This window comes from Wolbachia endosymbiont of Laodelphax striatellus (genome assembly GCF_007115015.1).
In the GTDB taxonomy this organism is placed as follows: domain Bacteria; phylum Pseudomonadota; class Alphaproteobacteria; order Rickettsiales; family Anaplasmataceae; genus Wolbachia.
The window spans coordinates 565,978-580,227 of the sequence record NZ_MUIX01000001.1; the positions used below are offsets into that span (position 1 = coordinate 565,978).

Consider the following 14,250-nt stretch of genomic DNA (forward strand, 5'->3'; position numbering starts at 1 on the left):
GGTTGCTTGTGGAGGAACGCAAGATCAATCGCTTTTCTTTGATTTATTTTCTATACTGATTGCACGACCAATCTCGTCTTGTAAATCATCATGGTTGTTTTTTTCATCATGACCCATCCCTTCAATTCTACTTTCTAACTCTAACTTAATTAAAGTATTGATTTTCTCTATACTATCGAGGAAATTGTGACACTCTTCATCACTATATTCCTCACCAGATGCTTTTTTTTCTATAAATAGACTTTTAAATCCTACTAAATCAGAACTCTGATCGGCATTCAACACAATATTTCTCTCTATAAAACTAAGATCTGATAGTAACAAACTAACCTCTAATAGATCTTCACTTTCAATGTTTGCAAGATTATCAAGATCGTCTAAAATAGAGAACATCTTAAGCTCCTTCTGTGCAATTTCTTTGTCTTCTTTATCAAATTCTGACGATAGCCCTTTATCATCTATAAGTCTCTCATTCAGAGCTTTATTTAGCTTTGAAAGACTAACATCACCTTGCTTAGTGCTATCTAGTAACAAATCTACCCTCGCTCTGCGCGCATTTAAAACATCATTGTAATCGTTTAACTTGATATTACCATCTTCGTCTTGCTGAAGACCATAATAACTTAGCCCTTTGAAATTACGATTCTTCATCATTCTCTATGTTCTCATTCCTTTCATTATCTTGACGCTCTCTATCTTCTCCGACACGTATAGCTTCTGTAGTATTTTTTAGGGTTTCTGGTTCCGTACCTAATTTTCGATTTGATTGATTAGGCTTATTTTCTTTTGATGATTCATCTTCTTTTGGTTCTCTCTTGCGGCCAATAGTGTAGTCATGAAGCTTCTCAAGAAATTCCCGTCTATATGTTTTTGCTCTATAGAGTAGATTATGCTGGTAACCATCCTTTTCTCCTGTAGCAGGGTTAATTCCTATAGAGTCGAGACCATGTTCCCAAGTAAACTTCATAGCATCTTCTATTGTATAGCCCAAATGTGATCCTACATATCCTTTATAATATTCTAAATATTTATCAATTCTTCTATGTGCAATATCTTCTTTATCAATTCCAAACGCCCTGTAGATTTTTTCCTCAAGCTTATCGACGTCATTTTCAGGCGATGTTGCAAATTTTGTTGCTTCAGTTGCAAATTTTGTTGCTTCAATAGTAGCACCTACAAGCTTACGCGGTACATCAATAGCATATTTCAGCACTCCTCCAACTCTTGGTATTTTACCTAGCTGATTAGCCGCATCTTTAGCTAATCTATCTGGTAAATGAGTAACCCAACTGCCTAAAGACTCTAACTTTCCGCCAGCAAAGTTCTGCCACTGCTGCTTTAATCCCTCTGTGACACCAGTTAGAGGTGATGCTTGATACATACTAGATATATTGTAAACACCAAACCCACCACCGGCAATGCTTGAGCCCATCTGTTGTACAAACTCCTTCAAAGAAAACATCAAAAACGAAAGCAAGAACAATACAAAGATCTCTCCTGCGTTGATTAAATAACCTCTCTGTATGTCTTGCACCCTTTGGTAATCACTATTTTCTTGATAATTTTTGCAATCCTCACAATCTTTACATTTCTGACAGTATTCACTGTTGGGATCCTTATATAAATCATGAAGTTTCAGTATTCTACAACCTTGTTTTTCTACCGCACTCCGCACTAAAGATCTTATTTCATTAATTATTTCCCTATAACTATTGCATTTATTTATATCTTGACAGTAGCGTTTTATTATTTCACTAACATCACCTATCCTTTTCTCTATATTGTTGATCAGTAATATAATGTCAGCCCTCTCTGATGCATGAGATAAACTATTTGTTAAGCGTACTAGATCTTTTGCACTACAGCCATTACTAACTATCATATCACTTTCCGCAATATAGTGGTCTGCTGGATTATCTTTAGTTCCAGGAATTGGATTAAAGAAAGGATAATCTATATAACGAAAACCTTTATTAATGTAATCTGGTGAAAGAGGGATATATCCAGCGCCACCAGTAAACTTTACTGTACCACCTATTCTGCTTAGTTTTTCTATACCTTCTATATTCTTATCTACGTTCAATGTAGAAGCCTCTCCAATAGCATAAGGTACAAAAATTTGCCCTGGAGTCCAGCTAAAGTATTCTTTATCAATTATACAAAAACCACCAAATACCCATTTTGGAGCACATAACTTTATTTCAAGCCATTTATTATAGCACACAGTAAAGCCTAACTGTTTATAAAAGGTATTCATTATCATCGCAGCAAGTAATGACAGCAGGGTAAATATCATAATTGATTGCAAACAGAAACTAATACAGAATTTTATCCAACCCTCAAATAGACTTTTCAGTGGTGAAAATAAAATAGAGATTAGGAATAGCGGCATTATAGCTACAAGAAAAGCTATACCCATAAAACCAGAAAGGAATATTATGTAAGCATACATACACAGCAGGAAATATAAGACAATCCCTATAAAAATTGCCGGTATCATAAGGAGACTTGCCCACATTTGATAATGTAAAAATGCTGCAAACTTTTTCCAAACAGAGTAAGCAAAAAACTTATTAAACATATCCTCCATGAAGCTAAACAATTTAGCTTCATTTCCTTGAGCAACGTTTGAATTACCTCCGGTGTTCATGTTGGGAGCAAAATTAGTAATTATGCTTATCAATTGTTCAAGACCTTTAACAAATAAAACAAGAAAATGATCATAGAAAAATCTAAAACTTCCAGGAGATATAAGCACTATTACTAGAGTGATTTTCATCATTCTGATGAGCATATCATGCTTAGTTTCTCTTATCATTCCAAAAAGATAAAGAAGCGATGAAATCACTATAAATAGAACAAGCAAGGAAAGAACAAAATTGTGAAAGCTCGTACTTTTTTCAGCTATATTTTCGAACATCGCCTGTGCAGCTGCAGGATCATTGCTATCAAAATGCTTTTTACAATTTTCGTTAATCAATAATACACATTTTAGATAGTTATAAATGTAATCAAAAAATCCAAAGTTACTTGGTTTCTGCACTCCGCTCAAAAATTCAAAAGAGTAGCCACCTGCATTATCTAGATAATATCTATCTAATATCTTTACATATATTTTCCATCCTTTTTCTAACCTCACCGTATTACAACTCCTGTCCTGTAATGTGGTGTTATCTCTGTCTAAAGTAAAAAGCCCACTTCCATCTTCCGCTACGGAATTGTAACCTAGATGTACAGTAGGAGACTCAGGGTTACGCATGGATTTTAAATTTTCGTTAGGACTAGAATCGCTAGGCCTTTTAAATAAAAGATAAGCACCATGGCCGTTAGTAAACCAACATGGAGCACCACGTGATACTGTATTTGCGCTATCATCTTCATTAATGCACTTGCACTTTACAGTGCAACTTTCTTTAGGCTTACTTGAAAATTTTTGTATGCTAGGTTTATAATCATTACAAACTAAGTGAAAGTCAGGCAGACTGTTGTCACCTTTCCCTCTTTCAAATTTGGTTGCATATTTTAACTGCTCCAAACTTTCCAAACTATAACTACTTTGAGATTTCTTCTTATTACTATTGCTCCAAGATGTCCATGCACCATTTACTCGTACTACTAAACTATCTCCATTGGTTTCAAGGCCGGTATCCTTCCACTTCACTACTTGATTAGGGTGAAAACCATAATTGATTTCTCCGGTTTCAGGATCAATAGGTTCTCCACTTTCACCTTCTGGAAAAAACGCATCATGACCGATTGGAAAATGAGCACCAATTGCAATGGGTTCAGGACCAAAATAATCAGCAGATATACATCTTGGAAAAGGCATATCATTCTTACTACAACCTGTAACCAGAACACAGATTACCAAAATTAATAACCTAAACCAACATTTGCCTAAGCGTGATTGCATACCTAAACTTTTTCCAATACAGAATAAATTTCTAAAACCTTACTTCAAATATCTTTTTAATTAGTTACTCCATATATCTCATCAATCTTCCTTGACTTGTCCTTTTGTTTTATCAGAATCCTTTTGCTTATCTGGCTGGCTTAGTGTTTCAGATTTGCTCATTTCTCTGCCAGCACTCCCTTTCCCATCTGCTTGCTTTGGTGTATCAGGCAATTTAGCTTCAATTTTGCTACGATCTTTACTCATTCCCTGCTTGATGTTATGTATCATATTTTGGGTTCTATCATCAAGGCCAACAGTTGACAGCATAGCTTGTGATGCGCTCCTAGAAATATGACTAACACTTTGAGCAACTCCATAACCAGAGCTGAACAACGCCTGCGCCATAGTTTCTGATATAGAAACAAAAGCTTCCATTGCACTAGCAATGATGAGATATATAAATGCCTGGATTAGATCTATAGGTAATGCTGCAAAGTGCCCACCAGCCCTTTCTCCAGTACTGAGCGCAACATCAACACTAGTACCAGGACTATACCCAAGAGGTAATATTGATTTCATAAGACACAGATCATACGATAAAAAATTTACACTAATTAAGCATTGATAGCATGCAGAAAAATTTGTGAGGTTGTATAGAACTGAATACATTAACTGGTTTAAAAGAGACAAGGATGAAAATAAAATGACTGGTTGCAATGAAACATGAGCCAGCGTTTTTATCCAATTATCAAATAATGTTTTAGTTTGTTGAAATAGAATAAATACGATAAATAAAGGTGCCAATGACAATAAAAATGCCACTAAAACAGTAGATATTACATACTTAAACGTAGCACTAATAATGCATCTTAAAAACACAAAAGTAGCATAAAGTATTGCCAAAAATGCAATAAAGCCAAAAGGTCCTGATAGCATTAAAGATAAAAATTTCAGCCATGTTTCTCCTGTAAATAATACTCCGGCTGTTAAATCTAAGAATGCAAATTTTTTACCTCCTTCTCCTATATAGCCAGAAAAACTATCAACTAAATAAATGCTACCCTCAACAAAAAGCCCAGACAAAGTTGTACCAAAGAATTCCCAACTTCTATCACTAAAAGCAAAAGCTATAAATGCTATTTTGAATATTCTTATAATAAAATCGAATTTACTTAATTGTATTGTTCCAAGCATATAGCCAACAACAGTAAATATAACGTATAGAATAAGCAAAGCTCTTATTCCTTGTAGAAGCCCCTTTCTATATCCTTCATATGGAATTTTAATTCCGTCTTCACTCCCGTCTGTTATGAAATCAAAAATCTTGTTTACAGTTGATGAAATAAAATCGTTTATTTTTCTTTTTAAAAATAAATTTACTGTGTATTTGTTATCTTCATAATATTTGCTATCTTTGTCCGTAATATCATCTTTCTCTACGTTTTCTACATTAATACCAAAATATATTTTCTTAGACTCTTCATTTACCAAATGACTTCCATCTATTATGTAATAGTCTACATTATCCTCTGTTATTTTATCCAACCTCTTTACTTTTTTGAAATCATTAGTCTTTCGAGCAGATGGATCCCTTGGCGGATTATCACCTAAGTACACATACAATTTTTTACCACCATCAAAGTTACATGATCTAGTTACTTCAACATGATATCCACCTCTATGAAGTTGGTAGTTGCCATTACTTGCTATAGCAAGCATCACACTACTACCAGGTGTTATACCTTTTATTTTATAATCATGATTTAATCTCAGAGAGTAATCTTCAAATTTATAATTAATCTGTGAACATACATTATCTCCTTTCGCACCTTTCTCATTTGGAAAACATTGAATACCTTTAGCAGTATCCTGATCATCAAAATCGCCAATTTTTGCAACAAGAGCTTCGGCCCAAGAAATATCTCCTCTGTCCTCTTTGAAGTTTAATTTAGAATTTGATATTAAATTAATGTCAATCTGCTTAGAATCCCTCTTATTTTCTTCAATCTTTTTTAGTTCATCCTCAATACGTTTAAGGTGAGAATACATGTCACATGTATTTCCTTTATCATACTTCTCATACCTTATAGAAGAGACGCAATTCTCCCCTATACCTTTTGCGTTGTAACATATATTCTGATAGTAACAATTAAGTTCATAAGAACTGTATTTGTTCAGCTCATTAAAATCACACCTTTTCCCATTACATAATTCATTCAGTCCTATTTTAGTTCGTCGTAGATCTAACAACGCACCATTTATCCATGGACTTTTATCATTAAAATGTACTTTATTATCGTATGGAGTGTAGCCGTTACCAACTAACACTTTCATTTTTTCTTTGCTAAGCAACGGAAATTCTACTTTAGTCCTTTTACCAATTTCTCCACAAAAGAATGTTCCTCCACCAAACATGTCTTTTATTGTAACTTTATCTTTCTCATCCCCTCTTTCAGTTCTATAACAATTGTCATCAAAACTGATTCCTTTTCCTTGTGGATTGTCATAATCAATCGTTATCTCTCTGGGAATTAAGCTAAAGCTTAACTTATCACCAGGATTTGCTTTAATTCCAGTATCTACATAACGTCTATTGCTATAGAATTCATTATTTCCAAAGCCTATGTCCCCACATATTTCTCGTTCATCAAGACTAGCATTATCAGTTAACTTATTACTGTAATTTGGTATTAAATCATTAGCACAAAATACAGCGGGCACAAGTACTCTCTTTGGATTTTTCCCTTCTTTAAGAGGACAAAAATTTACTGACCCACCAAGAGTAAATTTGATTTTCTCATCCTTGCTAATTACTTGACCAGAATCAACCCAATGAATTTTAACTCCTTCGCCAGCTTCACGAACTGGAACATCTATACTGACACTAGTATTTCTGCTCTGCAGCCCAGGTTCAACACAATCCATTGTGCAGCCAGTAATTACAAGACATAGTATCAATAATAATGATTTTCTGCTCATCATTGATTTCCTGTGTTTGTCGGTATTTTAGGTGCTGATCTTTGAGCTGATTGTGGTATTTGAGGTCTTCGACTTGGTGTACCAGATTGCTGACCTGCTCTTCTTTGGATACTTTGTTCATCTAAACCTACTGTTCCCATTAAGCTTTGCTGATATTGCCTTCCTGGTTCGCTTGCCACATAAACACCAAACAACGAATCAGATATTGTTGAAGATGCCTCAACTAAAGCTTTCATAGCATGTCCCAAAATCACAAAAGCCATCATAGCGGTGATATTAGGTGCATGTTTGGAAGCATAACCATAAATAATACAAGGATTAAAAATCTTTAAGTTAAGATTAAGTATACATGTAGGACAGACCTCAAAATTAAAGACCGAATACACAATATAATCCATAACCTGGCTTATTAGTGATATAAAAATTAAAAGCACTACCGGATGAATTGCAAATCTTGCTAAATTTTTGACCCAATTGTGAAACATCTGTCTAGTATATCCAAATAGAAGGCAAATAATAAAAAGAGGCGCCAAGGAAAGCAATAATGCAACTATTGCTATAGATGTGATAAAAGAAAATAAGGCGTTAAACATCGATAAGCTCACTGTTATCAAACCCCAAATCACCAAGCAAAACGATACAATACCCAAAGGACCGGAGAATATAAGAGATACTATTAGTAACACTGAGTGTGCTGATAAAAACCTATTGAGCGGTAAATCAAGAAATTCAAAAACATTTGATGTTGTACCTCTGAAATTTGCTATTTCTATTAACTGTTTTGGAGCATTAACAAAAATAGAAAATGCATTGTTATAAAAAAAACTCCAACTGTTATCGTTCAGCAATTGGGTAATAACTCCTATCTTTACACATATAATTAAAAATTCATATATAGAAGCATGAGACAATCCAAAAAAGTAATAAAGGGTGTATAAAACTATATATAATACTAATAACGACACTATTGTAGATCTGATGGTATTTGTTCTATTTGATGCTACAAAACTTTGATAAAGAGACTTCACAGGGCTAGTATCAGAGTGAATCGCGTTAGTGTCTTTGTAGCTAGAACCGAAAAATGCAGTTTTTACTTTTTCATCAAAAAAATTATATATCGCACTAAAAGTTCTTACAGGTGGCTCTTTAGTTGTAAGGTTAATACTAAACTGACCCTCATTTTTCTTATAATCACAGCCATGATCTCTTATTCCGTAATATATAGTGCCACTCTTGTCTTTTAGCTTTTCTTTTAATCTTTCCATATACTCAGTATTATGAACTTCACTGATATCCACAGGTATATCCCCCAGAATTTCACCAGGATTGTGCTCAGGAAACTTATCAGAAACATGTATATATAAGTTGTTTTTTAGACTATGGTTCTTCGTTACTCTTATATTGAAACCACCCTTGCCCTTACCATCACCTAAACTAAAAGTTAACTCTGGTTTTGGATGGTTACGATCTATCTTATGATCACAGTTAATACATATACCGCCTCCTGGAATGTGTTCAAATTCCTCATTATCCATGTGAACACGTAATAGTGTAATGTCAGTTTTTACCCGTTTTTCCTTTAATACGTTATCAATAATTTCAGCAATAACAGATTCACCTCTAGAATTTAAAGTATTGAATATCTCACCTTCTATACTATTGTATTCAATATATACGCAACCTTTTTCTCCGCTGCCGAAAGAAAACTTACATATACGTCCACAGAGTAAATTTAAAATGCGCGTATCTATCTTACTTGCACTGCTCTCTGAAAGCTTGCTACAGTCTACATTTTCCCCTTGCTGTTTTATAGAGTCGATGACATTTCTAATTTCCTCTCTTTCACTTTGATCTAATTCTGAAGACCAGTACTCTTTTCCATTTAACCATTGTGCATTGCCTATTTCATATTTATTAGGACATATTTCACCTTGACACTTCTCTTGATTTAAAACATGTGAAAAATACTCCTTTTCCCCTTCACTGCAATTTTCGTCAATTTTTTTGCAGGTGACCATGCCATTATTGTTTTTACACATTTTACTTCCAACAACACTAAAGCTTATCGCATCGCCAGCTTTAAGCGCAAACGGTAATGTAACGTTTCTTACTCCAGGTTCAATTGCAAAATCTTTATATTGCGAACAAAAATTAACCTTATTAGGTACTATATTAATCTCTGTTACTTTTATTTTATCCGAAATATAGACTCCAGAATCAACCCATTTCTGCTCTGTTGACACTATATCCAATTTCTCACGCAAGCCTGATGAATCTTCTGGCTTAATACACCCGCACCCAGATAATAAAAAGAGTATCACAAAACTTATGCATAGCTTAACCAAATTTTGGTTGCTCAAATGTTCAAACATCTGTTACTCACCTGCGCTCACTCTCCACCGGATTTTATAGATTCACTAGAGGAAGATCCCGATCCCTTATTATCATCTCCACCTCCTCCAATAGCCCCTCTTGCCTTATTTACAGCCGCAGCAGCAACTTGACCAGCACCTCCAGCAGCAGCTTTGGCAGCAGATAAAGCTTTATTCACCATTTGTGCAGGAGTGCTACCTGAACCAAGTGCTGCTCTGTGATTACCAGCAAGCTCAGCAGCCATGCCGGGAAGAACGTTTAAAAAGTGGTAAAAGAGGAATAATACTAAACACAATTTTAATAATTCTCCGATTAGAGAGCTGCCAAACTCCATGTATGTAAAGTCGAATAGACCAAGTATGCTGCTCTTTTTAAAGCTATAATTTTGCATCATACATGCGAGAGTAGTTTCATTTTTATCACATTCCCTATCTTTCAACTTAAACCACTGTTTTTTCTTACTATATGAGATTTCTGCTTGTTTCTTTTCATATGACTTGTCTGGTTGTTCATTTTTATATGACTCGTCCAGTTTAAAATTTAAATTTTTAAAATAGATTTTATCACATGCTATGAACATAAAGGATAAAAACGCAAAAAGGATAACTGGGTATAAACTGTAGGTAATTAACTCTTTTAGCCAACCATCAAAATATCCCTTAGTATGTTGAAACAAAACCATAGGAATGAATAAAGGCGATAAGATGATAATTACACTAAGCGCAACTAAAGATAAGATAAATACATAGCACATCCACAAAATAACCATCATCATCAAAATGGCCATAAATATACAGACAAGAGCTACTAAGATCTGTCCACCAGCGAAAATAATACCAATCACCGAACCTGCAACTAATAAGACAGGAGCAGCGCCAAGCAAAACCGCTAACGTTGCAACACCTCCAGTACCAATTTTGCCACCAATTCCATCTAAAGGGGCACCTAAATAAAATAAAATTCTGCAATCAAGCCTATCCCAAGGTGCAAGATAACTGTAGGATACCCTCTTTCCTGCGCGATCGTATTCATAATCTGTACCTGACTCATAATTACATATATTTTTACTTTCAGATGACGCTTTAAGCACTATCTCTGACAAACCATTTGAAAGCTTTGTTAATTCCCCGTAATAATGAGACATAGTGCTACCTGTCGTAAAGTAAATCACTAAAGCGAATTTAATGATCAACATGTACATTTCTTGCGGACTACGCACTCCACCAGACATAACTTTTATAGAGAACAGTATTAAAGCTAAAACTAGAACAGCAGTTACAGTATTTTTCAACCTTCCTTGTGCTACAGACAAAAAACTACCCTTGGCATGTCCATTTTTGTCTGTAAGTAAGTTACCACTTGAATCAATACCTGCCACTAAATTATCTAACGACTCCTTAATACATTGCACTATCATAGAAGTTATAGGAATAGGAGATAATGACTTACTTCCCGCTTGATTGTAGCAAGCTTCAGAGACATACGAGCTAAAACAGCTTTTATTGTCATAACCTACAAAAATTTTTCCCTCTCCTTTCTTTTCCCTTATAATAGTTTTATAATCTTTGTCCTTATTTTTAGAATTATTAAGATCTTCCTTATATTCACCTGTACCATCTTTATTTTTGAATATCATCACAGATTTTTCACACATAGGAGCAAGTGGGTCAGGTGGCAATTCTGTGCATCCTATATCAATTCCTTGCGGCCAAGCAGTTCCAGCTGCCCTAACTTCAGCCAATTCCACACATAATCTGCCCATTTTTTTCACTGCTTTGAACGTTGATCCATGTATAGTTTCGCTCTGTCCAGATTTAAGCACTTTACATTCTAGATCGCCATCAACCTTCGGAGACCATGACCCACTTTCATATCCAGTATCTTTCTCTCTGATATCAAAGTCTATGTATCCATCTTCCCCTCTGAAATTAAAGTCATTCGTCTTGAAAAGATTGCCAAATGTTAAAGGATTGCGATGACATACTTCTATGTATTCACTATATTGCACCCCATTTTTTGGCCAGTAGTAGTGTTCCCTATCAACATTCACAACATCCCAATCAGTAAAGTTTAAAATATCTTTCTCTGTTTGTTTTCCATCTTTTCCTGATCTTTTCTGTAATGCAGAAAAATATTCATCTTCTGTTCGATAATTTTTATCTGTATCACCACTATAACCTGTATCTTTTAGTTTAAAATTTTTATATCTCCCATCATTATCGTATGCAACTGGATGCCTAACAAAACTATGCTGACAAACAATAAGTCCCCCAACTGCCTTCCAGACTCCAACAATTGCAGCTATCATTCCAACGATAACAAGAGCAGTAAATAAACCAGCAGAAGAGACAATCAAAACAATACCAGTAAATATTGCACCAATAGCAATTGCTATCCCAGCAACTGCTGCAGATGTTTCAAACGCCTTACAGTCAGGATTAGAGGCGCGGCTAAAGCTACCAGTAGAATTAAATCTGCTAACAAATTCCGTTTTGTCAGTACCACTTACTGTATCTGCAAACACTGGATATGAGAGCAAAAAATCTATATTTAACAAAAATATCGCAACTAACAGTAATGACAGTTTAGTTTTAAACATTTTTCACCTTTTGATAAAACACAGGCAACCACATCTTTGGATCATCTCCGACTTCTTTCAGTATATCATGTAACAATAGGACACTTTCTGCACGTCCAGATAACACGTTGACCACATCATCCAAATCTTTCAGATCTATTCTAGCTACTACAGCATTAACTCCCTGCTTTACTAAAAAGAATCTAGTACTTGGATCTGTGTGTTTGATCAGTATGTACTCACGTTCAGTTAACATAAAAACATCTCGATAGACACTAGTAGCTTTCAGATTTGGCAAAAAAATTTGTGTTGCTGTCTGCTGTACAAGTGTATCACTAATAGCACTTTTACTTGCATCTTCAACACTCTGAGTAGCAAAAATCACAAAAGCATTTAACTTTCTCAGCACTTTCAACCAGTCTTTTATCTTAGGTGCAAAAACTGGATTATCTATTAACGCCCATGCTTCATCAAGAACAATAATAGATGGAGTACCATCAAGCGATATACTAATCCTATGAAACAAATAAATCAAGACCGGCCCAAGAGCAATAGGATCTTTTAGCAAGCTAGCCATTTCAAAGCCAAACACTCTTGCTTTTGAAAAATCTAGCAAATCTTCTTTATTGTCAAATATTGCAGCATGAGAGCCATCATCATGCCACATAGATATTGCTCCAGCTAGAGTATCAGGGCCCGCAAGTCCTAAAAATGGTACAAGATTTCTCAAAAATCTGTCTTCTTTTTTTAATTTAAAATTTCCCTCAATTGCATCATTAATTCTAGCAATATCTTCTGAAGTGAATTTATCGTTGTACACTAAAATTAAAGATTTTATCCATTCCATCAAAAATGTTTTATTATCAGGAGTATCGTCAAGTTGCAGAGGATTAAAATTTGTCTTAGTTCTTGGTTCTATTATAGTATAGATACCACCAAGTGCTCTTAAAAAAATTTCTGCACCGCGATCTTTATCAAAAAAGAATATTCTTGGAGAAAATTTCATTGCTTGAGCACATAAAAAATTCATTAAAACAGTTTTGCCAGCACCTGTTGGCCCAATTATCATAGTATGTCCAACATCCCTTATATGAAAGTTGAAGAAAAATGGAGTGCCAGATGTTGTATCAAAAACTGTAACAGCATCTCCCCAGTGGTTATTGAATTTTTTACCAGTAGGATAATTATGTTGAGATGCAAAACCGGCCAAATTAAGACTACTTATTGTACCTTTTCTTACTATATAATCAAAATTACCAGGAATTTGCGCCCAAAATGCTGGTTCTAGATTAACCCTCTCACGAACAGGATAAACACCACAATTAGAAAGCTCCGATTCAACCAATGATAAAGCATTGTCCAATGATTTAGGGCTTTTTTCTATACATAAGATAGTTAAATGGTGTTCACCAAACGCAATTTTACCACTCATTGCATCATCAAGCGCATGAGAAATTTCTGCTATTTGAGAAATAGCTTTATCTGCAGATTGTATCATACGATTTTGCTGTATCTGCATTTTCGCAATTGCCATTTGCCTATTTGTAAATTGAAAAGACTGCGTGATAATAAATTCATAAGGAAGTTGTAAAAAAGAATCAAGCATTCCTGCGGAAGTATTATTTCCATATTCTTTGATACTAACTATTCCAGCATATTTACTTTCATTATGAGTCACAACCTGTATCATCTTATGGCCAAAAAATAACCTATGAACTGGTAAGTATCTTGATATTTCAGTTTTCAGTGGAAAAAGCGTATTTGTAACAAAGCCACAATTTACAATTCTAGACAGAAACTCCATTATTTCACAAAACAGTCCGTTTGGAGTTTCTTTTACTCCAAGAACTTTAGGCGAATAATTCCTAAGGCTTGTTACTATACGATTTGTCGTTTCCTCTAAATCTTCATAGGTATCACGCATATCACTTTCCCAAGCATGTTTTGAAGTTACATGCCCAAATTTTTTCAGTAGATGTGATAAAAATTCTACTCCCTTTGTATCTGCCCTACGAATAATCGTAATGTATAAATCATTAATAAAAGATTGCCTAGTTGCGTGTTTTTCTCTCCATTTTAGATTTACATGGTTAGCAAAAAAATTTGGTAAACTCTGGTTTGCAAATTCATCAGAAAAAATATTTTTCTTACGCCTGATAGTATGGAAATATAAACTAAATGCTGGAGATGAAATGCTTCTTAGCATCTGATTTCTGATATTATTTTGTATCACCAAGTCTTCATCATCGGCCGTTTCAAACGCAAAGCCATTTAATTTTATAAATTTAACTAACCAATTCTGCTTTGTTATCAAGGTTGTACTATTCCAATAGCAAGAATAAGGTATAAATTCGGCAGCGTGAACCTCTCTACTTAGAATAGATTTATTCTTTGATTGAATAGCTCTAAATCTCAACATTGCATA

The 14,250-nt window shown here is 34.6% G+C and carries 6 protein-coding genes; all 6 read right to left on the reverse strand.

Annotated features, from left to right (window positions below):
* Positions 1 to 24 precede the first annotated feature (24 nt).
* On the reverse strand, positions 25 to 654 hold the full coding sequence (locus BVG17_RS02645; RefSeq protein WP_017532098.1) for a WD_0853 family protein: 630 nt from the start codon (positions 652 to 654) through the stop codon (positions 25 to 27).
* Positions 638 to 3,913 (reverse strand): TrbL/VirB6 family protein, encoded by a 3,276-nt coding sequence (locus BVG17_RS02650; RefSeq protein WP_143688840.1) that lies wholly within the window; start codon positions 3,911 to 3,913, stop codon positions 638 to 640. The genes BVG17_RS02645 and BVG17_RS02650 overlap by 17 nt, the downstream gene beginning before the upstream one ends.
* An 81-nt stretch (positions 3,914 to 3,994) precedes the next feature.
* Positions 3,995 to 6,877: a TrbL/VirB6 family protein gene (locus BVG17_RS02655; RefSeq protein ID WP_063630669.1), complete on the reverse strand. Its 2,883-nt coding sequence runs from the start codon at positions 6,875 to 6,877 to the stop codon at positions 3,995 to 3,997.
* Positions 6,874 to 9,246, reverse strand: coding sequence for a TrbL/VirB6 family protein (locus tag BVG17_RS02660; RefSeq protein WP_052264801.1), 2,373 nt, complete (start codon positions 9,244 to 9,246; stop codon positions 6,874 to 6,876). Before BVG17_RS02660 ends, BVG17_RS02655 begins: the two co-directional genes overlap by 4 nt.
* 17 nt (positions 9,247 to 9,263) lie before the next feature.
* Positions 9,264 to 11,846: a TrbL/VirB6 family protein gene (locus tag BVG17_RS02665; RefSeq protein ID WP_063630670.1), complete on the reverse strand. Its 2,583-nt coding sequence runs from the start codon at positions 11,844 to 11,846 to the stop codon at positions 9,264 to 9,266.
* Positions 11,839 to 14,244 (reverse strand): VirB4 family type IV secretion/conjugal transfer ATPase, encoded by a 2,406-nt coding sequence (locus BVG17_RS02670; RefSeq protein WP_063630671.1) that lies wholly within the window; start codon positions 14,242 to 14,244, stop codon positions 11,839 to 11,841. The genes BVG17_RS02665 and BVG17_RS02670 overlap by 8 nt, the downstream gene beginning before the upstream one ends.
* Positions 14,245 to 14,250 lie beyond the last annotated feature (6 nt).